We start from the raw sequence: 24,427 nt of genomic DNA, 5'->3' as shown, positions 1-24,427 counted from the left end.
CCGGCGGTGCGCCCCTTCGCGTGGTGCGTGCGGCGGCTAGGCGCTCTTCTCGTGCCTGCCGTCGTTCTTCACGATCCGGGGCACCAGCGTCGGGTTCACGTTGTCGCGGACCACGTCCGCCGTGATGACGACGCGGGCCACGTCCTTGCGGGACGGGACCTCGTACATCACCGACTGGAGGACCTCCTCCATGATGGCGCGCAGGCCGCGCGCGCCGGTGCCGCGGAGGATGGCCTGGTCGGCGATGGCCTCCAGGGCCGGACGGTCGAAGTCCAGCTCCACGCCGTCGAGTTCGAAGAGGCGCTGGTACTGCTTCACCAGCGCGTTGCGCGGCTCGACGAGGATCTTGAGGAGGGCCTCGCGGTCCAGGTTGTGGACCGAGGTGATGACGGGGAGACGGCCGATGAACTCGGGGATCATCCCGAACTTCACCAGGTCCTCCGGCATGACCTCCTGGAACTGGTCGCTGGCCTCGATCTCCCGCTTGGAGCGGATGGTCGCGCCGAAGCCGATGCCCTTGGCGCCGGCCCGCGACTCGATGATCTTCTCCAGGCCGGCGAAGGCGCCGCCCACGATGAACAGCACGTTCGTCGTGTCGATCTGGATGAACTCCTGGTGCGGGTGCTTCCGGCCGCCCTGCGGCGGGACGGAGGCCGTCGTGCCCTCCAGGATCTTCAGGAGGGCCTGCTGCACGCCCTCGCCGGAGACGTCACGCGTGATCGACGGGTTTTCGCTCTTACGGGCGACCTTGTCGATCTCGTCGATGTAGATGATCCCGGTCTCGGCCTTCTTGACGTCGTAGTCCGCGGCCTGGATCAGCTTGAGCAGGATGTTCTCGACGTCCTCGCCGACGTAGCCCGCCTCCGTGAGCGCCGTCGCGTCGGCGATGGCGAACGGCACGTTCAGCATGCGGGCCAGCGTCTGGGCCAGGAGGGTCTTGCCGGACCCCGTGGGGCCGAGCAGCAGGATGTTGGACTTCGCCAGTTCGATGGCGTCGTCCCGGCCCTGCGCGCCGCCGTTCTCGCCGGCCTGGACGCGCTTGTAGTGGTTGTACACCGCGACCGAGAGGGCCTTCTTGGCCGGCTCCTGGCCGACCACGTAGCCCTCGAGGAACTCGTAGATCTCGCGGGGCTTGGGAAGCTCTTCCCAGCGCACCTCGCTCGTCTCCGCGAGCTCCTCCTCGATGATCTCGTTGCAGAGGTCGATGCACTCGTCGCAGATGTACACACCGGGGCCTGCGATGAGCTTCTTCACCTGCTTCTGGCTCTTTCCGCAGAACGAGCACTTGAGCAGATCGCCGCCATCACCGATGCGTGCCACGAGGTGCTTCCCCTTCGCCTGGGAGCGCTTGGTTCAGCGACTCCTGGTGCCTCATATTCGACGGTACCTTGCCGGGCCCCCCGTTCGGGCCCCCCTTGCCCCGGTTGGCATGGGCGGGATTCGGCCATGCCCACCGGGGAGAGGGAAGGTCGAGCGTCAGGCTGCCGCGGCGGCCGTGCTCTTGCGGGTCGAGATGATCTGGTCGATCAGGCCGTACGCGAGGGCGTCCTCGGCGGTCAGGATCTTGTCGCGCTCGATGTCGTCGCGGATCTTCTCGATCGGGGTCGAGGAGTGCTTGGCCAGCATCTCCTCGAGCTGGCTGCGCATGCGCAGGATCTCGTTGGCCGCGATCTCCAGGTCGGAGAGCTGCTCACGGCCGGTGCCGCCGGAGGGCTGGTGGATCAGCACGCGGGCGTTCGGCAGGGCCATCCGCTTGCCGGGGGTGCCGGCGGCGAGCAGCACGGCCGCCGCGGACGCCGCCTGGCCCATGCAGACCGTCTGGATGTCCGGCTTGACGAACTGCATCGTGTCGTAGATGGCCGTGAGGGCGGTGAAGGAGCCGCCCGGGCTGTTGATGTAGATCGAGATGTCGCGGTCCGGGTCCATCGACTCCAGGCACAGCAGCTGCGCCATGACGTCGTTGGCCGAGGCGTCGTCGATCTGCACGCCGAGGAAGATCACGCGCTCCTCGAAGAGCTTCGCGTACGGGTCGTACTCGCGGACGCCCTGCGAGGTGCGCTCGACGAAGCGGGGCACGACGTAGCGGTTGTCCACCTGCGGGCCGGTGTAGAGGCCGCTCGCGGAGAAGTTCGGGGTCATGGGGCTGTTCACCATCCTGAGGGCGATCGTGGGCTGGGGCTCTGGAGCGGGCTGCCGGGGCTCAGGCGCCCGTGCCGCCGCCGCCCGGGACACCCGCGGCGTGGGTGATGATGTCGTCGATGAGGCCGTACTCCTTCGCCTCGTCCGCGGTGAACCAGCGGTCACGGTCGCCGTCGCGGATGATCGCCTCGACGGTCTGGCCGGAGTGGTGCGCGGTGATCTCGGCCATGCGCTTCTTCGTGCGGAGAAGGTACTCGGCCTGGATCTTGATGTCCGAGGCGGTGCCGCCGATGCCGGCGGAGCCCTGGTGCATCAGGATGTCGGTGTTCGGCAGCGCGAAGCGCTTGCCGGGGGTGCCGCCGGTGAGCAGGAACTGGCCCATCGAGGCCGCCATGCCCATACCGATGGTGACGACGTCGTTCGGGATGTACTGCATGGTGTCGTAGACGGCCATGCCGGCCGTCACGGAGCCACCGGGGCTGTTGATGTACAGGAAGATGTCCTTGTCCGGCTCGGCGGCCAGGAGGAGCATCTGCGCGGTGATCTTGTTGGCGATCTCGTCGTCGACCTGCTGGCCGAGGAAGATGATCCGCTCGCCGAGCAGCCGGTTGTAGACATGGTCGCCGAGGCCGCCACCGATGGACGGCTCACCCGCGGCGTAAGGCTTCAGATTCGTCACGTATCCACCTGCTCGTCTCCGACGGCCCCGGGCCGTCTCGCGTCTCGTTCTGAGGGCAGTGCCCTCGTATTCATGGACCCTAACGCGCAGGTAGGACAACGCCATCCCGGTTCCCGAACTGTTCGCTGGGAGCGCAAGGTAGTTGGGCGCGCATAAACGGGTCACGGAGGGGATCGGGGAGGGGTCCCGGTGGGGATCCCGGTACGTCCACGGGCCCGGCGCACCGCTGTGCGTCCGGGCCCGTGGCGCGGGGTTCAGCGGGAGGCCTGCGCCTCCCGGTGAGCCTGGTGGGACTTACTTGTCCTCGGAGACCTCGGCGTCGCCGGTGACGGCCTCGACCGTCTCGGTGGCCAGCTCCTCGTCCTCGTCGGACAGGTCGACCGCCTTGCCGTTGGTGTCGACGACCTTGGCGGCCTCGACGACGACCGCGAGGGCCTTGCCGCGGGCGACCTCGCCGACGAGCATCGGCACCTGGCCGCCCTGGACGACGGCCTGGGCGAACTGGTCGGGGGACATGCCGGAGGAGGCGGCGCGGCGCATGAGGTGCTCGGTGAGCTCCTCCTGGTCCACGTTCAGCTCCTCCTTGGAGACCAGCTCGTCGAGCAGGAACTGGGTCTTGATGCCCTTGACCGCCTGCTCCTTGGTCTCGGCGTCGAACTCCTCGACCGTCTTGCCCTGGAACTCCAGGTACTTCTCGAGGGTCAGGCCCATCTGACCGAGCTGGTGGTGCTCCAGGTTGTGCTTGCGGGTCTGGATCTCGTCCTCGAGCAGCTTCTCGGGAACGGGGATCTCCGCGAGCTCCAGGAACTTCTCCAGGACGCGCTCCTGGGCCTGGGTGGCCTGGTCGAACTGCTTCATGTTCTCGAGGCGCTTGCGGCTGTCGGCCTTGAGCTCGTCGAGGGTGTCGAACTCGGAGGCCAGCTGCGCGAACTCGTCGTCGAGCTCGGGGAGCTCGCGGGCGGCGACGGCGGTGACCTTGACGGTGACCTCGGCCTCCTTGCCCGCGGCCGAGCCGCCCTTCAGCTCGGAGGTGAAGGTGGCCTCGCCGCCGGCCTCCAGGCCGGTGACGGCGGCGTCGATGCCGTCGAGCAGCTCGCCGGAACCGATGGTGTACGAGACGCCGGAGGCGATGCCGTCGGGCAGGACCTCGCCGTCGACCTTGGCCTCGAGGTCGATGGTGACGACGTCACCCTCGGCGGCGGCGCGCTCGACCGGGTTGGTGGAGGCGAAGCGCTCGCGCAGCTGCTCCACGGACTTCTCGACGTCCTCGTCGGTGACCTCGACGGCGTCGACCTCGACCTCGATGCCGGAGTAGTCCGGGATCTCGATGGCCGGGCGGATGTCGACCTCGGCGGTGAAGGACAGCAGCTCGCCGTCCTTCAGCTCCTTGATGTCGACCTCGGGCTGACCCAGCGGGTTGACCTCGGCCTCGTTGACCGCCTCGGTGTACAGCTTGGGAAGCGCGTCGTTGACGGCCTCCTCGAGGACGGCACCGCGGCCGAAGCGCTGGTCGATGACGCGCGCGGGGATCTTGCCCTTGCGGAAGCCCTTGACCGTGACCTGCTGGTTGATCTTCTTGTACGCCGCGTCGAGGCTGTCCTTGAGCTCCTCGAAGGGCACCTCGACAGTGAGCCGAACCCGGGTCGGGTTCAGGGTCTCCACGGCGCTCTTCACGGTTCGGTCTCCTTGTGGCTGATTCCTGGTTTACGGCGGCGCCGCCTGTGGCGGTTCCGGCCGACCGGCCCGGTCAGAGAGACACACGGGCACGCAGCTTGCATAGTAACCGCAAGCGGCTTGCGCCCCACAACGTGATCTTGGCTGGTCGGGGTGGCGGGATTTGAACCCACGGCCTTCCGCTCCCAAAGCGGACGCGCTACCAAGCTGCGCCACACCCCGTCGGTGCGACACGTAGGGTACATGGACGGGGACGGTGCGACGCCCCCTGTTTTCGCGGGGCGTGCGAGCACCCGCCAGGACCGGCTACCATGGCCTCCGTGCCGCGGCCCTGGCCTGCGGCGCACTGCTGTGCGGGCGTAGCTCAATGGTAGAGCCCTAGTCTTCCAAACTAGCTACGCGGGTTCGATTCCCGTCGCCCGCTCTGTCGGCCCGGGGCCGGTCCGGAGACATGTTCTCCGCACCGGCCCCGAGGCGTTTCCGGGCCCGGTCACCGACCCCGGTCAGGGACCCTTTTGCGGTGGTCTCCGGGCGGCCTGAGAATGGCAGCGGAGGCAGTCATGACGGATCTGAAGTTCGAGCAGAAGCGCTCGCTGTCCCGTATCGAGGCGGCCGATCAGCTCGTGGCGCTCGCCGACGCGCTCCGGGAGGGCGGGGAGGCGGAGCTCGAGCTGGGCGCGGGGACGCTGAGCCTGCGCATCCCGGACGAGCTGCGCGCCGAGCTGGAATTCGAGGTCGGCGACGGGGAGTTCGAGCTGGAGATCGAGTTCACGTGGCCGACGGGCGAGAACGGCTCCGCCGGGGCGGACACGGACGCGAAGGGCGCCGGGAAGCCGGACGCCGGGGCCTCGGGAAAGACGGCCGCGAAGGCCTCGCGGGGGCGGAGGCGCGCCGCCGCCAAGCCGGCCTGACCGCGTTCGGCCGGTGCGAGCGGCCCGGTGCGACCGCGCTCAGAACTTGATGGAGCCGATCGTCTGCGTTATCGAGTCCAGGAAGCGCTGGATGTCGTCGGCCATGCCCGTGGAGGCGAGGAAGAAGCCGAAGAGGACCGCCACGACGGCCGGGCCGGCCTTCAGGTTTCCGCCACGGATCAGCACCACCAGGATGATCCCCAACAGCAGCACCACGGACAGTGAAATGGCCACAACTGATCACACCCTCGGTCGGTCCCGCCCTTGCCGCCGGGGAGCGCACGTCACAGAACACCCCCGCCGCATCTATCGTGCCACCAACTTCCTGCCCAGCGCGGCCGGGTGACGAATCGTGGACGCAAGGATCAGGCCAAGGTGACGAGTTCCCGATCGGTCACGGCGTCGCGGTGAGTCCCAACAGGGCCCGCATCCGGGCGTATTTGGCCGTCAGCCGTTCCTCGGTCGCCGGATCGAGCACGGCGAGGCGGGCCGGGTCGGCGTTGTGCGCCAGGTCGGACTCCTTGACCAGCAGGGCGCCCGGGGTGGCCAGAACGCGACGGGCGTACTCCTCGGGCGGCTCCCCCGCCCGCTTGGTGAGCGCGCGGACGATCTCCTTGGTCTCGTCCGGCAGCGCGGCGTCCGTCAGCCATCGCTCGGACAGGGCGTCGTCCTCGACGGCGTCGTGCAGCCACCCGGCCGCGATCTGCGCCTCGCTGCCGCCCCGGGCCCGTACGCCCTCGGCGACGGCCCGCAGGTGCTCGGCGTAGGGCCGGCCGGCCTTGTCGGTCTGCCCGGCGTGGGCGGCGACGGCGACGGCCTCGACCTCGGCCAGGGTGAGGTACGGGCGCGAGCCCGTGTGGGAGGGAGAACCGGGGTGACGGCCGGGGCGCGCGCCGGGGGCGGTGTCCGGGCGAGGGCCGGGGTGCGGGGTCTCGGTCACGGCGGCTACCCCTTGCGGCTGATCAGGAGGAGGGCACGGTCGTCGTTGACGTCCTTGGCGCAGGCCTCGATGAGGTGCCAGGCGGCGCCCTCGAAGCCGGCGGCGATGTGGCGGTCGGCCTCGCCGGTGAGGCGGTCGATGCCCTCGGCGATGTCGCGGTCCGCGCTCTCCACGAGGCCGTCGGTGAAGAGCATCAGGACGTCGCCGGGACGCAGGGCGCCCTTGACCGGGTGGAACTCGGCACCGTCGTACACGCCGAGGAGCGGTCCTTCGGCGGCCTTCTCCTCCCAGCGGCCGGTGCCCGCGTGGAGCTGGAGCGCGGGCAGGTGGCCGGCGGAGAGCAGCTCGTAGTCGCCGGACTCCAGGTCCAGGACGAGGTGGACGGAGGTGGCGAAGCCCTCGTCCCAGTCCTGGCGCAGCAGATAGCCGTTGGCGGCGGGCAGGAAGCCGTGCGGCGGCAGCGAGCCGAGCAGGCCGCCGAAGGCGCCGGAGAGGAGCAGCGCGCGGGAGCCCGCGTCCATGCCCTTGCCGGAGACGTCGGTGAGCACGACCTCGAGGGTGCGTCCGCCGTGGGTGCGGGCGGCGACGACGAAGTCGCCGGAGAAGGACTGGCCGCCGGCCGGGCGCAGCGCCCATTCCCGGTGCCAGCCGGCCGGGAGGCGGGGCAGCGCGCTCTGGACGCGGATGCGTTCGCGCAGGTCGAAGAGCATGGTGCCGCCGCGCCGCCAGGGCACGCCGACCCGGGCCCGGAACTGGGCGATGAGCAGTCCGAACAGCCCGCAGGCCGCGACGACCAGGACCGTGCCGGGGGTGACCCGGGCGGGGCCCTCGGTGTACGGGCCGAGCAGGAGGGACTCGACGATGAGCGCGCCGGCGGAGGCCGCGTACAGGCCGAGGAGGCTGGCGGGGCGCAGCAGCAGCCCGCCGGCGACGATCGGCAGGACGAGGGCGACCGGCGAGCACCACACGGGGTTGGTGACGGTGCCGACCGCGATGGCGGGGACCATGAGGAGGAGTCCGGCCATCGCGATCCAGTCGGAGCCGTCGCCGCGGAAGTAGTCGACTCCGCTCCGGCGCAGCGCGACGCGGGCCCGGCGGGCGCTCCTGCGCATCCGGGCCGCGTACGAGTCGAGTGCTCCGCGACGTCCCATTGGCCTGGACCCTATCCACCCCGCCGGAGCTCGCGCAGGGGGACCCAGGTGGCAACGTGTGCGAAATCGGGTCGCCCCGGGCGGTGGGGCGCTGATATCGATGGCATATGACGACTGAACTGCGGGTGCTCGACCCGGCCGAGTGGGACGACTGGTACGCGGTGCTCGAGCTGGCGTTCGGCGGTGTCCCCGAGGCGGACGAGGAGCGGGCCCTGTGGCGGGAGCTGACCGAGCCCGAGCGCTCCCTCGGCGCGTGGGACGGTGACCGCTGCGTCGGCACGGCGGGCGCGTTCACGTTCCGCCTCTCGGTCCCCGGCGGGAACGTGGTGCCGGCGGCGGGCGTGACCATGGTGAGCGTGGCCGGGACGCACCGGCGGCGCGGGATCCTCACGTCGATGATGCGGCGCCAGCTGGAGGACGTGCGGAGCCTGGGCGAGCCGCTCGCGGTCCTGACGGCCTCGGAGCCGGAGATCTACGGGCGGTTCGGCTACGGGGTGGCGACGCACACGGTGCGGGCGGTGATCGACACGACCCGGGTGCGGCTGACGGTGCCGGAGGGCACGGACGGGATCTCGCTGCGGGTGACGACACCGGCGGAGGCCCTGGCGGACGCCGAGGCGGTGTACGCGCGGCTGGTCACCGCCCGGCCCGGGATGGTGGAGCGGCGGCCCGGCTGGGAGCGCGTCGCGCTGCTCGACCCGCCGGCCGACCGGGACGGCGCCTCGCCGCGGCAGTGCGTGCTCGCGGAGCGGGACGGCGAGGTGGTCGGCTACGCGCACTACGCGATCAGGCCGAAGTGGTCCTGGCCGGGCCCGGACGGCGCCGTCGTCGTGCACCAGCTGGCCGGGCTCGACCCGCTGGCGGAGGCGGCGCTCTGGCGGTACCTGTGCTCGGTGGACCTGACCGCGCGGGTGGAGATCCACAGCCGGCCGGTGGACGACGGCTGGCAGCACCTGGTGACGGACCTGAGGCGGTGCGAGCCGACGCTGCGTCCGGTCCTGTTCGTGCGGCTGGTGGACGTCGGCGCGGCCCTCGCGGCGCGGACCTACCAGGCGCCGGTGGACGTGGTGTTCGAGGTCGAGGACGCGTTCTGCCCCTGGAACGAGGGGCGTTGGCGGCTGACCGGCGACGCGAAGGGCGCCGAGTGCGTGCGCACCGAGGACGCCGCCGACCTCGCCCTGTCCGTACGGGAGTTGGGCGCGGCGTACCTGGGCGGCGTGTCGCTGGTGTCGCTGGCGGCGGCGGGCCTGGTGCGGGAGCTGCGGGAGGGGGCGCTGACGGAGGCGTCGGTGGGGTTCGGCTCCCCGGTCGCACCGTGGCTGCCGCACGGGTTCTAGCCAGGGGGCGGCCGGGGCCGGCCGGACCTTTCGCCCGGGGCCGGCAGGACCGTGCGGCCGGGTTCCTTCAGGCCCGCTGGCAGCCCGGGCACCAGAAGAGGTTGCGGTGGGCGAGGTCCGCCGTGCGGATCGCCGTGCCGCAGACGTGGCAGGGCTGCCGGGCCCGGCGGTAGACGTAGACCTCGCCGCCGTGGTCGTCGACGCGCGGCGGGCGGCCCATCGCCTCGGGCGTGTGCTCGGGGCGGACGGTGTCGATGCGGTTCAGGCGGACGCCTTCGCGCATCAGGGCGGCCAGGTCGTCCCAGATCGCCCGCCACTCCCGCTCGGTCAGGTCCTTGCCCGCGCGGTACGGGTCGATGCCGTGGCGGAAGAGGACCTCGGCGCGGTAGACGTTGCCGACGCCCGCGACGATCTTCTGGTCCATGAGGAGCACGGCGATCGTGGTGCGGGACTTCGCGATCCGTCGCCAGGCGCGTGCCGGGTCGTCGCCGTCCCTGAGCGGGTCGGGGCCGAGCCGGTCGTGTATGGAGTGCTTCTCGGCGTCGGTGATCAGCGCGCAGGTCGTCGGGCCGCGCAGGTCGACGTACGACTCCGGGGTGGCCAGGCGCAGCCGGACGGTGTCCGTGGGCGGCGGCGCGGGGGCGGCCGCGGTGTCGCCGAAGGTGACCTTGCCGAAGAGGCCGAGGTGGATGTGGACCCATTCCTCGCCGGGGAAGCCCAGGAAGAGGTGCTTGCCGTGGGCGTCGGTGCGGGAGAGCACCGTGCCGTCGAGGAGGGCGGCGGAGTCGGCGAACTTGCCCTGGGGGCTGGAGACGCGCACAGGCCGGCCGCCGAACCGTTCCCGGTAGTCGGCGGCCAGCCGGTGGATGGTGTGCCCTTCGGGCATCAGGCGGTGGGCTCCTGCGGGTGGTGGGCCGGGATCGGCGGGAGCTCGCGGGTGGTCTCGTACGCGCTGAGCATGTCGATGCGGCGGGTGTGACGCTCGTCACCGGAGTACGGGGTGCTCAGGAAGATCTCGACGAACTTGGTCGCCTCTTCCTCGGAGTGCATGCGGGCGCCGACGGCGACCACGTTGGCGTTGTTGTGCTCGCGGCCGAGGGCGGCGGTCTGCTCGCTCCAGGCGAGGGCGGCACGGACGCCCTCGACCTTGTTGGCGGCGATCTGCTCGCCGTTGCCGGAGCCGCCGATCACGATGCCGAGGCTGCCCTCGTCGGCGGCCGTCCTCTCGGCGGCCCGCAGGCAGAACGGCGGGTAGTCGTCGAGGGCGTCGTAGATGTGGGGACCGCAGTCGACGGGCTCGTGGCCGTGGGCCTTCAGCCACTCGACGAGGTGGTTCTTGAGTTCGTAGCCGGCATGGTCGGAACCGAGGTAGACGCGCATGATCCGAGTGTGGCACGGGCGGGGCCGGGCAGCGGTCATCGGGGTCGGGACCGCGGCCGGGTCGCCGGGACGCCGACGCGCACCGCCGGCCGCCCCGCCGCACACCGCCCAAGGGCCCCATCGCGCACCACCGGCCGGCCCGGACGCGGACCACTGGCCAAGCCCGGACGCGGACCACCGGACAAGCCGGGGCACACCACCGGTCGGTCCCGGCGCGCAGCACCGCCCGGTCCGGCCCGGGCCGTCGGTCCAGGGCCGGCCCATATGTCCTGAATCACGTTCCGGAATCAGCTCTTCCGTACTGCCGGGTCACCCGGTTTCATTGCTCCAGCTCGCGACCCGAGCATGCCCCCACACCGAAGGAAGCGTTCATGAACACGCAGCCGACCCTGGCAAAGGAAGGCGGCACCACCGGAAACCCCGGTGAAGTCCAGCCCGACGACGCCAACGGCCTGAAGGCCGGGCTGAAGAACCGCCACCTCTCGATGATCGCCATCGGCGGTGTCATCGGTGCCGGCCTCTTCGTCGGCTCCGGCTCCGGCATCGCCGCGGCCGGTCCCGCCATCCTCCTGTCCTACGCGCTCGTCGGCGCCATGGTCGTCTTCGTGATGCGGATGCTCGGCGAGATGGCCGCCGCCCGTCCCTCCTCCGGCTCCTTCTCCGCCTACGCCGACCAGGCGCTCGGCCGCTGGGCCGGTTTCACCATCGGCTGGCTGTACTGGTTCTTCTGGGTCGTCGTGCTGGCCGTCGAGGCGACCGCGGGCGCGGTCATCCTGGAGAGCTGGATCCCGGCCGTGCCGCAGTGGGCGTGGGCGCTCATCGTGATGGTGGTGCTCACCGCGACCAACCTCGGCTCCGTCGCCTCGTACGGCGAGTTCGAGTTCTGGTTCGCCGGCATCAAGGTCGTCGCGATCGCCGGCTTCGTCGTCATCGGCCTGCTCGCCGTCTTCGGCGTGCTGCCGGGCTCGGACAACCCGGGAGCGGGCTTCGCGCACCTGACCGACGCGGGCGGGTTCTTCCCGATGGGCGCGGGCGCGATCCTCACCGGCGTGCTGATGGTCGTCTTCTCCTTCATGGGCAGCGAGATCGTCACCCTGGCCGCCGGCGAGTCCGAGGACCCGCAGCGGGCCGTCACCAAGGCCACCAACAGCGTGATCTGGCGGATCGGCGTCTTCTACCTGGGCTCGATCTTCGTCGTCCTCACCCTGCTGCCGTGGAACGACGAGTCGATCACCGAGAAGGGTTCGTACGTCGCGGCCCTCGACTCCATCGGCATCCCGGCCGCCGGCCAGATCATGAACGTGATCGTGCTGACCGCCGTCCTGTCCTGCCTGAACTCGGGCCTCTACACCGCCTCCCGGATGGCCTTCTCGCTCGGCCAGCGCGGTGACGCGCCCGCGTCCTTCGCCCGCACCAACGGCCGGGGCGTCCCGGTGACGGCGATCCTCTCCTCGGTCGTCTTCGGCTTCGTGGCGGTCTTCTTCAACTACTGGCGGCCGGACGACGTCTTCGCCTTCCTGCTGAACTCCTCGGGTGCGGTCGCGCTCTTCGTCTGGCTGGTCATCTGCCTGACCCAGCTGCGGATGCGCAAGATCATCCTGCGCGAGTCGCCGGAGAAGCTCGTCGTGAGGATGTGGCTCTTCCCGTACCTGACCTGGGCCACCGCCGCCATGATCACCTTCGTGCTCGGCTACATGGTCTACGACGGCGGCAGCAACCGTGAGCAGGTCGTGCTCTCGCTGCTCGTGGCGGCGCTGGTGCTCGCCATCGGCATCGTGAAGGACAGGCTCCGCAAGCCCTCGGAGACCGGGGAACCCTCCGACACGATCCGAGTCGATACCTGACGGGAACTGTCAGGTATCCGCGAAAGGCTCTCCGTACACCGACCACCTCGGGAACGGAGAGCCCTTCCATGTCCGGATCCATGCCCGGCCAGTCCGCCGACGCCTTCGACGTCACCGGCTTCCAGACGGCCTTCCCCGTGCGCCCCGACCGCGTCGTCGCGGCCACCGGGCCCGACGACGTCCGCGCCGCCGTCCGCCACGCGGCCGAGCACGGCCTCACCGTCGCCGTGCAGTCCACCGGCCACGGACGCGGCGGGCCCGTCGAGGGCGGGCTGCTCCTCGACACCCGGCGGATGGACGAGGTCGTCGTCGACCCGGTGGCCCGCACCGCGCGGATCGGCGCCGGGGCCCGCTGGGGCCAGGTCGTGGCGGCCGCCGCGCCGCACGGGCTCGCGCCGCTGAACGGCTCGTCACCGGGTGTCGGCGTGGTCGGCTATCTGCTCGGCGGCGGCCTGGGCATCCTCGGCCGTACGTACGGCTGGGCGGCCGACCACGTCCGGTCCCTCGACCTGGTGACGGCGGACGGCGAGCCGCGACACCTGACGCCGGGCGACGCGGCGTTCGAGGCCCTCCTCGGCGGCGGACACGGGCTCGGCGTGGTGACCGCCGTCGAGACCGCGCTGGTGCCGGTCGCCCGCCTCTACGGCGGCTCGCTCGCCTTCGACGGGGCCGTGGTCGATCCGGCCCGGGTGCTGCGGGGCTACACGGAGTGGGCCGCGGGCCTGCCCGGGACGCTGACCTCCTCGCTCGCCGCGCTGGTCCACCCGGACGTCCCGGCCCTGCCGCCGCACCTGCGCGGCCGGTACGTGCTGTCGGTGCGGGTCGCCTTCACCGGCGACGCGGCGGAGGGCGAGCGCCTGGCGGCGCCGCTGCGCGCGCTCGGGCCCGCGCTCTCCGACTCGCTGCGGGAACTCCCGTACACCGAGAGCCACACCATCCACGCGGACCCGGACTTCCCGCACGCCTACTGGGGCGACGGCATCCTGCTCGACGCCATGGACGAGGAGGCGCTGGCCGAGGTCCTCCGCCTGACCGGACCCCGGGCCGACCGGATGGCCGTCGTGCAGCTCAACCACCTGGGCGGGGCGCTCGCGGCGGAGCCGGCGGTGCCGAACTCCGTGCCGTACCGCGAGGCGGGCTGGCTCGTACGGGCGCTGTACCCGCTCGACGAGTCCGGTACGGCGCCGGTGCGGGAGCTGCACGCGCGCGTGGAGCGGGCGCTCGCCCCGCGCACGCTGGGGCGCGCGGCCGGCTTCGTCTTCGGCGACCGGGAGCGGACGGACGGCCTGTACGACCCCGCGACGGCGAAGAGGCTCGCCGCGGTCAAGTCGGAACTCGACCCGGCGAGCCTCTTCGGGGCCTTCGGGAAGCGGTGAGGCCGGTCCTGCCGCCGGGAAGCGGCGGGACCGGCCCTCCGCCGGGATCAGCCGTTGCGGCCGAGCAGCTTCCAGGCGGTCGGCAGGACGCCCATCGCGAGCGCGGCCTTGAGGGCGTCGCCGATGAGGAACGGGGTCAGGCCCGCGGCGACGGCCTGGCCGAAGGACATGCCGGTGGCGAAGGCCAGGTACGGCACGCCGACCGCGTAGATGACCGCCGAGCCCAGCACCATCGTGCCGGCGGTGCGGAGCACCGAGCGGTCGGCGCCGCGGCGGGCGAGCGCACCGACGACGGTCGCGGCGAGCAGCATGCCGAGGATGTAGCCGAAGGACGGCATGGTCCAGCCGGAGGTGGCCTGGGCGAACCACGGCACGCCCGCCATGCCGGCGACGGCGTACAGGGCGAGGGCGAGGAAGGCGCGGCGGGCGCCGAGCGCGGTGCCGACGAGCAGCGCGGCGAAGGTCTGGCCGGAGACCGGGACCGGGGAGCCCGGGACGGGCACGGACAGCTGGGCGGCGAGGCCGGTGAGCGCGGCTCCGCCGACGACCAGCGTGAGGTCACGGGCGCGGCCGGCCGGGATCAGGTCGGCGAGGACCGTTCCGGAGCGGAGGGAACGGACGGGTGCGGTGGCGGTGCTCATCGGTACTCCGCGGAACGAGGGGACAGGGGGACGGCTCGACCGTATGCCAGGAGCGAGCGGCCGATCACCATCAGCCGCCGACAAAGCGGGGGTTGAGCCCTTCGTGGAGATCAAACAAAGCGCGCCCGTCCTGGCTACCGCCACGTGACGCTTGTCACTTGGCACTCCTGCCCAGTGGTCCCTTTTGCGCCAGGACACCGTCAGTGGAGAGACTGTGGGGTCCCCATAAACCGTCCGAGAGTGCGAGCCCCTCCCCCATGCACGACGCACCGCCCTCCCCTCAGCCTCCTCGGCCCGCGTCGGCCGCCGGACCCGAGCCGCTCTCCCACGGGCTGAAGCAGCGTCACCTGACGATGCTGGGGCTCGGCGGTGTGATCGGCGCGGGGCTCTTCGTCGGCTCGGGCGCGGGCATCGCCGTGGCGGGGCCCGGGATCGTCGTCTCGTACCTGTTGGCCGGCGCGCTCGCGATGCTGGTGATGCGGATGCTCGGCGAGATGTCGGCGGCGATGCCCGCTTCCGGCGCCTTCTCGGTGCACGCCGAGCGGGCGCTGGGGCGCTGGGCGGGCTTCTCGGTGGGCTGGCTGTACTGGTTCCTGCTGGTGGTGGTGCTGGCGGTGGAGGCGACGGGCGCGGCGCGGATCGCGCACGGCTGGGTGCCGGGCGTTCCGCAGTGGGGCTGGGTGCTCGTCTTCATGCTGGTGTTCACGGCGGCCAACCTGGCGGCGGTGAAGAACTTCGGCGAGTTCGAGTTCTGGTTCGCCGCCCTGAAGGTCGGCGCGATCGTGCTGTTCCTGGTGCTCGGCGGGCTCGCGATCGCCGGTCTGCTGCCCGACACGGATCCGGTGGGCCTGGTCAACCTGACCGGCCAGGGCGGTTTCCTGCCGCACGGCTGGTCGGGCGTGGTGTCCGGAGTCCTGGCGGTCGTGTTCGCCTTCGGCGGGCTCGAGGTCGTGACGATCGCCGCGGCCGAGTCGGACGATCCGGCGCGCAACGTGGCTCGGGCGGTGCGCAGCGCCGTGTGGCGCATCCTCTTCTTCTACGTGGGTTCGATGCTGGTGATCGTGACCCTGCTGCCGTGGACGGTCATGCGGCCGGGCGAGTCGCCGTACGTGGCGGTCCTGGACGCGATCGGGGTGCCGGGGGCCGGCCAGATCATGAACGTGGTGGTGTTCGTGGCGCTGTTGTCGGCGCTGAACGCCAACCTCTACGGCTCCTCGCGGATGGTGTTCTCACTGGCCGAGCGCGGTGAGGCGCCGAGGGGGCTGCTGAAGGTCTCGGCGGGCGGGGTGCCGCGGCGGGCGGTGCTGGCGTCGGTGGCCTTCGGCTTCGTGTCCGTCCTGCTCAATCTGAAGTGGCCGGATTCGGTCTTCCTCTACATGCTGAACGCGGTCGGCGCGGTGCTGCTGTTCGTGTGGGCGCTGATCGCGGTGTCCCAGCTGCGGCTGCGGCGCCGGATCGAGCGGGAGGCGCCGGAGACGCTGTCGCTGCGGATGTGGGGCTTCCCGTGGCTGACCTGGGTGGCGCTCGCGGCGATGGCGGCGGTGCTCGTGCTGATGCTGGCGGACGACGACGCACGGCCGCAGGTGCTGTGGTCGGCCGGGGCGACGGCGGCGGTGCTGGTGGTGGCGTGGGTGCGCGAACTGCGAGGCGCGGCCGGGCGCGGCACCCCCGCCGCCCGCTGACGGAGCGGCCCGCGTTCCACTGGAGCGGGCCGGTCCGGCCCGGTCCGAGGCCGGTCCGAACGGGTCGACCAGGTGGCGGTCCGAACGGGTCGACCGGGGGCCGGTCGGACGGGTCGACCGGGTGGCGACGGGGGCGGGCGGCTCGACGAACGGGAGGCCGACGGGGCCGGGCGGCCGACGCTCCGGCCTGGAGCGCTCTTCACCGTTCCACCACAACGCGCTGACGGATCTTCACCTTGCGTGAAGCTCGTGCCCGTATAGCGGACACCCGTTCCCTGTGAGCGGTGCGGGCCCACAGACTGTGGCCCACCTCCCCGTCTCACCTCATGAACAGGTTCGCCCATGTCCCGGACCACCGCGCCCGCACCGGCCGACCGCAAGGACGACGCGAGCGCTCCCGCCGGGGGCCTGTCCCACGGCCTCAAGCAGCGCCATCTCTCGATGATCGCCCTCGGCGGCGTCATCGGCGCCGGACTCTTCGTCGGCTCCGGCGCCGGCATCGCGGCGGCCGGCCCGTCGATCGTCCTCGCCTACGCGATCTCCGGCGTGCTCGTCATGCTGGTGATGCGGATGCTCGGCGAGATGTCGGCGGCGAACCCGGCCTCGGGCTCCTTCTCCGTGCACGCCGAGCGCGCCTTCGGCCCGTGGGCCGGCTTCACCGCCGGCTGGGCCTTCTGGTTCCTGCTCTGCGTGGCGGTCGGCCTGGAGGGCATCGGCGCCGCCAAGATCATGACCGGCTGGTTCCCCGGCACCGCGGAATGGGTCTGGGTCGCCCTGTTCATGGTGGTGTTCTGCGGCACGAACCTGGCGGCGGTGAAGAACTTCGGCGAGTTCGAGTTCTGGTTCGCCGCGCTCAAGGTCGGCGCGATCGTGCTCTTCCTCGGCATCGGCGTGCTCGCCATCGCCGGCGTGCTGCCCGGCACCGACGCACCCGGCACCGCGAACCTCACCGGCGACGGCGGCTTCTTCCCGCACGGCTCCGAGGGCCTGATCGTCGGCCTGCTGGCCTCCGTCTTCGCGTACGGCGGTCTGGAGACCGTCACCATCGCCGCGGCCGAGTCCGAGCACCCGGTACAGGGCGTCGCCAAGGCCGTCCGCACGGCGATGTGGCGCATCGCGCTCTTCTACATCGGCTCGATGGCGGTCATCGTCACGCTGGTGCCGTGGGACGACAAGGCGGTCGTCGAGAAGGGCCCGTACGTCGCCGCCCTCGACCACCTGGGCATCCCGGCCGCCGGCCAGATCATGAACGTGGTCGTCCTGGTGGCCCTGCTCTCGGCGATGAACGCCAACATCTACGGCGCCTCCCGCATGGCCGGCTCGCTGGTCGCCCGCGGCCAGGGCCCGAAGGAGCTCGGACGCACCTTCGGCGGCGTGCCGCGTGCCGCGGTCCTCGTGTCCTCCGTCATCGGCTTCGGCTGCGTGCTGCTGAGCTACTGGTCGCCGGACAAGGCCTTCATCTGGCTGCTCAACACCATCGGCGCGATCATCCTGGTCGTCTGGTTCTTCATCGCGGCCTCGCAGCTGGTGCTGCGCCGGCGCACCGAGCGCGAGGCGCCCGAGAAGCTGGTCGTGAAGATGTGGCTCTTCCCGGGCCTGACCTGGGTGGCGCTGGCCGGCATGGTCGCCATCTTCTTCCTGATGGCCCGTGAGGCGGACACCCGGAACCAGCTGTACGCGACCGGCGCCCTGACGCTGGTGCTCGCGGCGGTCGGCTTCGCCCTGCAGAAGGCCCGGGCGAAGGCTCCGGCCGAGGCGGGCGAGCCCGCGGCGGCCGAGGAGGCCTGACCGGGAGCCGGCCGGAGCCGGTCCCGCACCGACGGCGAAGGCCCCGCCGAGCGTTCTGCTCGGCGGGGCCTTCGCCGTTCTCCGTGTCCGGGCCGGCGTCCTGGGGCCGGGGGCCTGACGCCTGGGGCCGGGGGCCTGGTGCCTGACGCCTGGGTCCTACGACTGATCACTAGGTCCAACGACTGATCAACATCTCCCGCATCTACTGTTAGCCTGCACTTGCATATAGGTTGCAATAAGCAGTCGGTCGAAGGGCTAGGGCTCGGCACATGGCGATCTACACACTTCCGGAGCTTCCGTACGACTACGCGGCGCTGGAGCCGGTGATCAATCCGCAGATCATCGAGCTGCACCACGACAAGCACCACGCGGCGTACGTGAAGGGGGCGAACGACACCCTCGAGCAGCTGGCGGAGGCCCGCGACAAGGAGCAGTGGGGAAGCATCAACGGGCTGGAGAAGAGCCTGGCCTTCCACCTCTCCGGCCACATCCTGCACAGCATCTACTGGAACAACATGAACAGCCCGAAGGACGGCGGCGGTGGCGAGCCGCTGGCCGCCGACGGGGTCGGCGAGCTCGCCGACGCGCTCACCGAGTCCTTCGGCTCCTTCGCCGCGTTCAAGACGCAGCTCACCAAGGCCGCCGCGACCACCCAGGGCTCCGGCTGGGGCGTCCTCGCGTACGAGCCGATCAGCGGCCGGCTGATCGTCGAGCAGGTCTACGACCACCAGGGCAACGTGGGCCAGGGCTCGGTGCCGATCCTCGTCTTCGACGCCTGGGAGCACGCCTTCTACCTGCAGTACAAGAACCAGAAGGTCGACTTCATCGAGGCCATGTGGCAGGTCGTCAACTGGCAGGACGTGCAGAAGCGCTACACGGACGCCAAGGGCCGCACCCCGCTCATCGGCATCTGAGGACCCTCCGGATCCGGAGAGATCCGGAGAGATCCGGAGAGATCCGCGGGGATCCGGGGGACCGAAGAGAGCCGGAGAGGGCCGGAGAGACCCTGAAGAGAACCGGAGAGCCCGGGGAGACCCCCGGAGATCCGAAGAAACGTCCTGCTCGTGATCGTCTTCTCAGCCTTCACGGGGCAGGCGGAAAAGAGGAAGGCCCCCGCGGTGACGTGAACCGCGGGGGCCTTCCGCACGGGTGCGGACGCGGGACTACTCGAAGCTCGGCTCCGCCGTGCGCGTGCGCTTGATCTCGTAGAAGCCGGGCGTCGACGCGACCAGCAGGGTGCCGTCCCACAGCCGGGCGGCGGCCTCGCCTCGCGGGGCCGGGGTGACGACCGGGCCGAAGAAGGCGACCTCCTCGCCGTCCGGACCGGGGACGGAGATCACCGGGGTGCCGACGTCCTGGCCGACCTTGTCGATGCCCTCCTTGTGGGAAGCGCGCAGCTCGGCGTCGTACGTGTCCTTGTCCGCGTAGTCGACGAGCTCGGCCGGCAGGCCGACGTCGGCGAGCGCGCCGGCGATCGCCTCGCGGGTCGGGCCCTCGCCGTTGTTGTGGAAACGGGTGCCGAGCGCGGTGTAGAGCTTGCCGACGACCTCGTCGCCGTGCAGCTGCTGGGCCGCTATGACGACGCGCACCGGGCCCCAGGCCTTCGTCTCGAGCATCTCCCGGTACTCCGCGGGGAGCTCGTCGATGCGGTTCTCGTTCAGCACCGCCAGGCTCATCACCTTCCAGCGCACGTCCACCGGGCGCACCTTCTCGACCTCCAGCATCCAGCGGGAGGTCATCCAGGCCCACGGGCACAGGGGGTCGAAGAAGAACTCGGCGGTGGTCCTGCTCTCGGACATGTGACTCCTCGGAAAGGGCCTCGGTACGGACGCGGAAACGGGCGGATCAAGCGTTGCGCCGAAAAGCGGCAACGACGGACGGCCCCGGGGCATTCCCGTGTACCCCGCGACAGTGGCACATGGGAGGATCGGTGCTGTTTCGATGGCGTCACGAAGGAGTGCCCCGTGCCCGGTCAGAATCTGTCCCGCGACGAGGCCCGCGAGCGGGCCGAGCTGCTGTCCGTCGACGGGTACGACGTCTACCTCGACCTGCGGTCCGCGGTCGGCGAGTCCGGGGAGGACGTGCGCACCTTCCGCTCGGTGACCACGCTGCGCTTCCGCCGTACCGGCACCGGCGACGCCACCTTCCTCGACCTGATCGCCCCGTCGGTGAACGCGGTCACGCTCAACGGCCGCGCGCTCGACCCGAAGGCCGTCTTCGACGGCTCGCGGGTCACGGTCGACGGCCTCGCCGACGAGAACGAGCTCGTCGTCGACGCCCAGTGCGCCTACAGCCGCACCGGCGAGGGCATGCACCGCTTCGTCGACCCGGAGGACGGCGAGGTCTACCTCTACACCCAGTACGAGCCCGCGGACGCCCGCCGCGTCTTCGCCAATTTCGAGCAGCCCGACCTCAAGGCGCCCTACCGCTTCGAGGTGGACGCCCCCGAGGGCTGGACGGTCTGGTCGAACGGCACCGGCGAGCAGGACGCCGAGGGCCGCTGGCGGTTCGCCGGGACGGCGCCGATCTCCACGTACATCACCTGTGTCGTCGCCGGGCCGTACCACCACGTGACGGACACGTACACGCGCGTCCTTCCCGACGGCACCGAGCTCGAGATCCCGCTGGGCGCGATGTGCCGCAAGAGCCTCGCGAAGCACTTCGACGCGGACGACGTCTTCCTGATCACGAAGCAGGGCTTCGACTTCTTCCACGACAACTTCGACTACCCGTACCCCTTCGGGAAGTACGACCAGGCCTTCGTGCCCGAGTACAACCTCGGCGCCATGGAGAACCCGGGCATGGTCACCTTCCGCGAGGAGTACATCTACCGCGGCAAGGTGACGCAGGCGGCGTACGAGCGCCGGGCCAACGTGATCCTGCACGAGATGGCCCACATGTGGTTCGGCGACCTGGTCACCATGGTGTGGTGGGACGACCTGTGGCTGAAGGAGTCCTTCGCCGACTTCATGGGCTCCTTCTCGCTCGCCGAGGCGACCCGTTTCACCAACAGCTGGGTGACCTTCGCCAACAACCGCAAGGCCTGGGCGTACCGCGCCGACCAGCTGCCGTCCACCCACCCGATCACGGCCGACATCCGTGACCTGGAGGACGCCAAGCTCAACTTCGACGGCATCACCTACGCCAAGGGCGCCTCCGTCCTGAAGCAGCTCGTCGCGTACGCGGGCCGGGACGCGTTCCTGGAGGGCGCGCGCCGCTACTTCAAGCGCCACGCGTACGGCAACACGCGCCTCGCGGACCTCCTCACCGTCCTGGAGGAGACCTCCGGGCGGGACATGAAGACCTGGGCGAAGTCCTGGCTGCAGACCTCCGGCGTCAACACCCTGACCCCGGTCGTCACCTCCGACGCGGAGGGCCGGATCACCGAGCTCGCCGTCCTCCAGGACGGCGAGGAGCTGCGCCCGCACCGCGCCGCCGTCGGCCTCTACCGCGTCTCGGGCGGCGAACTCGTGCGCTACGCGCGCGTGGAGGCGGACATCACCGGCACGAGCACCGTGGTGACCGAGCTGGCGGGCGCCGAGAAGCCGGACCTGGTGCTGGTCAACGACGACGACCTCACCTACTGCAAGATCCGCTTCGACGAGGGCTCCCTCGCCACCCTGCGCGCCCACCTCGGCGACATGACCGACCCGCTGGCCCGCGCCCTGTGCTGGTCGGCGCTGTGGAACCTGACCCGCGACGGGCTGATGCCGGCCCGCGACTTCGTGCGGATCGCGCTGGACTTCGCGGGCCGCGAGACCGACATCGGCGTCCTGCAGATGGTGCACGCCTGGGCGCAGGCCGCCGTCACCCACTACGCGGCGCCGGACTGGCGGGCCGAGGGCGGGCGGCTGCTCGCCGAGGGCGGCCTGCGCGAGCTGCGGCTCGCCGTGCCGGGCAGCGAACACCAGCTGACCTGGGCGCGTTTCGTCGCCGCCGTCGCGTCCTCCGACGCCGACCTCCAGCTCCTGGAGGGCCTGCTCGACGGCTCGGCCGCGGTCGACGGGCTCGACGTGGACCAGGAGCTGCGCTGGGCGTTCCTGGAGCCGCTGGCCGCGCACGGCCGCGCCGACGAGGCCCGGATCGGCGCGGAGCTGTCCCGCGACGACACCGCGACCGGCAAGCGGCACCAGGTGCGCTGCCTGGCGGCCCGGCCGTCGGCCGCCGTCAAGGCGCAGGCCTGGGCGCAGGTCGTCGAGTCGGACGCGCTGTCGAACGCCCTGGTGGAGGCGACGATCGCGGGCTTCGCCCAGCCCTCGCAGCGCGAGCTGATCGCCCCGTACGCGGAGAAGTACTTCGCGGTGATCGAGCGGATCTGGGCGGAGCGGTCCATCCAGATCGGCATGGACGTGGTGCGCGGTCTGTTCCCGGCCCTGCAGGACCGGCCGGAGACGCTGGCCGCGACCGACGCCTGGCTGGCCGGGCACGCCGACGCCGCCCCGGCGCTGCGCCGCCTCGTCCTGGAGGCGCGCGACGACCTGGCGCGGGCCCTGCGGGCCCAGGAGTGCGACGGCCGCGCCGTCTGACGGCGGATCCGCGCCGGGCCGGTCGCGAGGGTGCCTCGCGTCCGGTTCTCGCAGGACGTCCGCGGCTCCCGGCGGGGATCCTCCGCCGGGGGCCGCGGTGCGTTCCGGCGGGCGGCGGCGCCGCGTTCCGGCGGGCGGCGGCGCCCGCTCCGCGCCCGGTGGGGCCCGCGCCTACTCGGCACTCGAACGCGCGTACTTTAGTGCGGGGTTGTCCCGGAATGTCGACGGGCTCGTAACAGCGGTTAATCGGGCTCCGGACGACGGAAGACCGTCGACATGAACCACGACACCACCCCCGAGGCCCCCCTCTCCCCCCTCCCCCGTGCCGGGGCCGACCGCTTCCGCGAGGCCGTGCGGCACGCGGGCGCCGGCTCGATGCTCACCGGGCTCGCCGCCCTCTCCCTGCACCGCTTCGCCTCCGCTCCCCCGCCCGGCATGATCGACCGGGTCGACGTGCTCGTGGCGGCGCGCACCCGGCGGCCGCGTTCGACCGGCCGGGTCCGGGTCGTGCGGGCCGCCGAACCCCCGCAGCCGCTGGAGGTCGACGGGCTGCCGGTGGCCCCGGTGCCGCGGGCCCTCGCGGACGCGGTCGCGGCCCTGTCCGACCCGGGCGTGGTCCGTCGGCTCCTCACCGAGGCGGTGAGCGCGGGCCACTGCGAACCGGGAGCGGTGGTACGGGAGTTGAACCGGGCCCGGCTGCTGACCCGGCCGCACGTGGTGGACGCGGTGGACTCGCTGCTCGCCGAGGGGCGGTCGATCGCGGAGGAACGGCTGTACACGATGGTGCGCGAGTTCGCGCTGCCGGACCCGCTGTGGAACGTGGACCTGCGGCTGCCCGGCGGCCCCCACCTCGGCGGCGTGGACGCCTACTGGCCGGACCAGGCGGTCGCCGTGGAGCTGGACACCCGGGCGCCGCGGCAGGAGGACGACGCGCTCTGGTCGGAGTACACGCGCAAGCGCGAGCACCTGGAGCGGCTCGGCATCACCGTCGTCCACCTCACCCCGCGCAAGCTGCGCGAGGCGATGGACCAGCAGGCGACCGTGGTCCGTACGGCCCTGATGGCCGCGCCGGACCGGCAGCCGCCCGCCTATGTCGTCGTCCTGCCCCGCTGAGCGCGCCGGCGCGTGCCTTCCGGGTGTCCGGGCGGGTCTTCCCGGCGTCCGGCCGGGTTTCCCCGGGTTCCGCCGACTCCGCTACGGCTTCCGGCTCCGCTACGGCTTCCGGCTCCGCTACGGCTTCCGGTGCCGCCACGGCTTCCTCGGTGCCGCTACGGCCTCCGGCGCCGCTACGGCTTCTTCGGCGCCGTGCCGCAGAACTCCGCCTCCAGGAGGGACTGGGAGTCGCCCGTCCAGTCGGCGTTGAAGTTGGCGGCGAGGGAGTGCTCGCCGTCCCTGCTGACCACGGACTGCGAGCTGGAGCCGTGGATGCCGCCGCTGTGGCCCCAGACCTCCTTGCCGCAGCTCAGCCTCGCCCGCATCAGCCCGAGTCCGTAGCGGACGCCGTCGCGGCCGGTCGCGACCGTGTCGGTCAGCTCCTTCATCTCGGCGCGCGGCAGGAGCCGGCCCTTGATCAGGGCGCGGTAGAAGGTCTGCAGGTCGTTCGAGTCGGAGATCATCTCGCCCGCCGCGTAGGCGATGCTCGGGTTCAGCCGGGTCACGTCGTGCGTGGGGCCCTGGCCGTCGGCCGACAGCCTGGAGTAGGCGCCGGAGTGCGGGTTCGGCATCCGCGGGTCGGTGCCGGGAACGCTGGTGGCGCGCAGCTTCAGCGGCTTGACGATCCGGTTCTCGACCGCCTTGCCGTAGGGGCGGCCGGTCACCTTCTCGACGACCAGGCCGGCGAGGACGTAGTTGGTGTTGGAGTAGCTCCAGTCGGTGCCGGGCGCGAAGGTCGGCTCGTGCTTCATGGCGACGGCGACGAGCTGCCGCGGCGTCCAGGTGTCGTAGCGGTGCTCCAGGAAGTCCGGGCCGAAGACCCTCTCCTGGAAGGCGGGGTCGGAGGTGACGTCGTAGACGCCGCTGGTGTGGTTGAGGAGCTGGCGGACGGTGATCTTCCGGCCGTCGTGGCCGTTGCCGCGGACCAGGCCGGGCAGCCACTTCTCGACCCGGTCGTCGAGGTCGATCCGGCCCTCGGCCTGGAGCTGGAGGAGCACGGTGGAGACGAAGGTCTTGGTGATGGAGCCGACCCGGTAGCGGTCGTTGCCCCTGCGCTCGCCCGCGGTGCCGGTCCAGCGGTCCTTGCCGTCACGGGCGCCGGCGACGGCGCCGGGCACGCCCGCGGCCACGGCCGCGTCCAGTGCCTGCTGGGTGGCGGCGTGGGACGGCCTGGCCGGCGGCCCGGCGGCGACGGCGGGCGCGGCGA

The 24,427-nt window shown here is 71.7% G+C and carries 21 protein-coding genes and 2 tRNA genes; 10 read left to right on the top strand and 13 right to left on the bottom strand.

Annotation, left to right across the window (positions count from 1 at the left end; translation table 11 throughout):
* Window positions 1-36: 36 nt before the first annotated feature.
* The 5 genes from clpX to ESG85_RS17940 all read right to left on the bottom strand — a co-directional run bounded on the left by clpX (window position 37) and on the right by ESG85_RS17940 (window position 4,714).
* Window positions 37-1,320 (bottom strand): ATP-dependent Clp protease ATP-binding subunit ClpX, encoded by a 1,284-nt coding sequence (gene clpX / locus ESG85_RS17960; protein ID WP_128980430.1) that lies wholly within the window; start codon window positions 1,318-1,320, stop codon window positions 37-39.
* Between the two features lie 156 nt (window positions 1,321-1,476).
* Window positions 1,477-2,139 (bottom strand): ATP-dependent Clp protease proteolytic subunit, encoded by a 663-nt coding sequence (locus ESG85_RS17955; RefSeq protein ID WP_181019059.1) that lies wholly within the window; start codon window positions 2,137-2,139, stop codon window positions 1,477-1,479.
* Between the two features lie 61 nt (window positions 2,140-2,200).
* Window positions 2,201-2,818 carry an ATP-dependent Clp protease proteolytic subunit gene (locus tag ESG85_RS17950; RefSeq protein ID WP_128980426.1) on the bottom strand — a complete coding sequence of 206 codons (618 nt, stop codon included), beginning with the start codon at window positions 2,816-2,818 and terminating at the stop codon, window positions 2,201-2,203.
* A gap of 294 nt (window positions 2,819-3,112) precedes the next feature.
* Complete coding sequence (gene tig, locus ESG85_RS17945; protein ID WP_128980424.1) at window positions 3,113-4,492, bottom strand: trigger factor; 1,380 nt, start codon at window positions 4,490-4,492, stop codon at window positions 3,113-3,115.
* Window positions 4,493-4,637: 145 nt separating this feature from the next.
* Window positions 4,638-4,714, bottom strand: a tRNA-Pro gene (locus ESG85_RS17940).
* A gap of 131 nt (window positions 4,715-4,845) precedes the next feature.
* Here ESG85_RS17940 and ESG85_RS17935 point away from each other — a divergent pair.
* Together ESG85_RS17935 and ESG85_RS17930 are read left to right on the top strand one after the other, a co-directional pair.
* Window positions 4,846-4,916: transfer RNA gene (locus ESG85_RS17935), tRNA-Gly, on the top strand.
* A 136-nt stretch (window positions 4,917-5,052) separates the two neighbouring features.
* Window positions 5,053-5,403 carry an amphi-Trp domain-containing protein gene (locus ESG85_RS17930; RefSeq protein WP_128980422.1) on the top strand — a complete coding sequence of 117 codons (351 nt, stop codon included), beginning with the start codon at window positions 5,053-5,055 and terminating at the stop codon, window positions 5,401-5,403.
* 39 nt (window positions 5,404-5,442) lie between these two features.
* Here the strand turns inward: ESG85_RS17930 and ESG85_RS17925 are convergent, their stop codons facing one another.
* The 3 genes from ESG85_RS17925 to ESG85_RS17915 form a co-directional block, all read right to left on the bottom strand.
* Window positions 5,443-5,637, bottom strand: coding sequence for a hypothetical protein (locus tag ESG85_RS17925; RefSeq protein WP_128980420.1), 195 nt, complete (start codon window positions 5,635-5,637; stop codon window positions 5,443-5,445).
* Window positions 5,638-5,797: 160 nt separating this feature from the next.
* On the bottom strand, window positions 5,798-6,235 hold the full coding sequence (locus ESG85_RS17920; protein WP_128980462.1) for an HD domain-containing protein: 438 nt from the start codon (window positions 6,233-6,235) through the stop codon (window positions 5,798-5,800).
* 113 nt (window positions 6,236-6,348) lie between these two features.
* Window positions 6,349-7,494, bottom strand: a complete 1,146-nt coding sequence (locus ESG85_RS17915; RefSeq protein ID WP_128980419.1) for a PP2C family protein-serine/threonine phosphatase — start codon at window positions 7,492-7,494, stop codon at window positions 6,349-6,351.
* A gap of 107 nt (window positions 7,495-7,601) precedes the next feature.
* Here ESG85_RS17915 and ESG85_RS17910 point away from each other — a divergent pair, with 107 nt between their 5' ends.
* Window positions 7,602-8,831, top strand: a complete 1,230-nt coding sequence (locus ESG85_RS17910; RefSeq protein WP_128980417.1) for a GNAT family N-acetyltransferase — start codon at window positions 7,602-7,604, stop codon at window positions 8,829-8,831.
* Window positions 8,832-8,898: 67 nt separating this feature from the next.
* Here ESG85_RS17910 and ESG85_RS17905 read toward each other — a convergent pair whose 3' ends face one another.
* On the bottom strand, window positions 8,899-9,717 hold the full coding sequence (locus ESG85_RS17905; RefSeq protein WP_128980415.1) for an Fpg/Nei family DNA glycosylase: 819 nt from the start codon (window positions 9,715-9,717) through the stop codon (window positions 8,899-8,901).
* Complete coding sequence (locus ESG85_RS17900; RefSeq protein WP_128980413.1) at window positions 9,717-10,211, bottom strand: ribose-5-phosphate isomerase; 495 nt, start codon at window positions 10,209-10,211, stop codon at window positions 9,717-9,719. The genes ESG85_RS17905 and ESG85_RS17900 overlap by 1 nt, the downstream gene beginning before the upstream one ends.
* Window positions 10,212-10,582: 371 nt before the next feature.
* Here ESG85_RS17900 and ESG85_RS17895 point away from each other — a divergent pair, with 371 nt between their 5' ends.
* Both ESG85_RS17895 and ESG85_RS17890 read left to right on the top strand, forming a co-directional pair.
* On the top strand, window positions 10,583-12,055 hold the full coding sequence (locus tag ESG85_RS17895) for an amino acid permease (RefSeq protein WP_128980411.1): 1,473 nt from the start codon (window positions 10,583-10,585) through the stop codon (window positions 12,053-12,055).
* Window positions 12,056-12,123: 68 nt separating this feature from the next.
* Entirely contained in the window at window positions 12,124-13,431 is a 1,308-nt protein-coding gene (locus tag ESG85_RS17890) for an FAD-binding oxidoreductase (RefSeq protein ID WP_181019058.1), read from the top strand.
* Between the two features lie 47 nt (window positions 13,432-13,478).
* On the opposite strand, the gene ESG85_RS17885 is transcribed toward ESG85_RS17890, so the two are convergent.
* A complete protein-coding gene (locus tag ESG85_RS17885) occupies window positions 13,479-14,072 on the bottom strand; it encodes a biotin transporter BioY (RefSeq protein ID WP_128980409.1) in 594 nt (197 codons plus the stop codon).
* Between the two features lie 257 nt (window positions 14,073-14,329).
* On the opposite strand from ESG85_RS17885, the gene ESG85_RS17880 reads away from it, so the two are divergent.
* The 3 genes from ESG85_RS17880 (at window position 14,330) to ESG85_RS17870 (ending at window position 18,456) form a co-directional block, all read left to right on the top strand.
* Window positions 14,330-15,754 (top strand): amino acid permease, encoded by a 1,425-nt coding sequence (locus tag ESG85_RS17880; RefSeq protein WP_128980407.1) that lies wholly within the window; start codon window positions 14,330-14,332, stop codon window positions 15,752-15,754.
* Between the two features lie 342 nt (window positions 15,755-16,096).
* Entirely contained in the window at window positions 16,097-17,542 is a 1,446-nt protein-coding gene (locus tag ESG85_RS17875) for an amino acid permease (RefSeq protein ID WP_128980405.1), read from the top strand.
* A 269-nt stretch (window positions 17,543-17,811) separates the two neighbouring features.
* Window positions 17,812-18,456, top strand: a complete 645-nt coding sequence (locus ESG85_RS17870; protein WP_128980403.1) for a superoxide dismutase — start codon at window positions 17,812-17,814, stop codon at window positions 18,454-18,456.
* Between the two features lie 249 nt (window positions 18,457-18,705).
* On the opposite strand, the gene ESG85_RS17865 is transcribed toward ESG85_RS17870, so the two are convergent.
* Window positions 18,706-19,341 carry a mycothiol-dependent nitroreductase Rv2466c family protein gene (locus tag ESG85_RS17865; protein ID WP_128980401.1) on the bottom strand — a complete coding sequence of 212 codons (636 nt, stop codon included), beginning with the start codon at window positions 19,339-19,341 and terminating at the stop codon, window positions 18,706-18,708.
* Between the two features lie 165 nt (window positions 19,342-19,506).
* Between ESG85_RS17865 and pepN the strand changes: the two genes are divergently transcribed.
* Window positions 19,507-22,068 carry an aminopeptidase N gene (gene pepN, locus ESG85_RS17860; RefSeq protein WP_128980399.1) on the top strand — a complete coding sequence of 854 codons (2,562 nt, stop codon included), beginning with the start codon at window positions 19,507-19,509 and terminating at the stop codon, window positions 22,066-22,068.
* Between the two features lie 276 nt (window positions 22,069-22,344).
* Window positions 22,345-23,181 (top strand): hypothetical protein, encoded by an 837-nt coding sequence (locus tag ESG85_RS17855; RefSeq protein WP_246095114.1) that lies wholly within the window; start codon window positions 22,345-22,347, stop codon window positions 23,179-23,181.
* Window positions 23,182-23,354: 173 nt separating this feature from the next.
* Here ESG85_RS17855 and ESG85_RS17845 read toward each other — a convergent pair.
* Window positions 23,355-24,427, bottom strand: a 1,073-nt coding sequence (locus ESG85_RS17845) for a serine hydrolase domain-containing protein (protein WP_164986262.1), incomplete at its 5' end; no start/stop codon positions are given.

Source organism: Streptomyces roseicoloratus (assembly GCF_004117935.1).
GTDB classification, from domain to species: domain Bacteria; phylum Actinomycetota; class Actinomycetes; order Streptomycetales; family Streptomycetaceae; genus Streptomyces; species Streptomyces roseicoloratus.
This window is presented reverse-complemented; position numbering and strand designations above follow the sequence as displayed.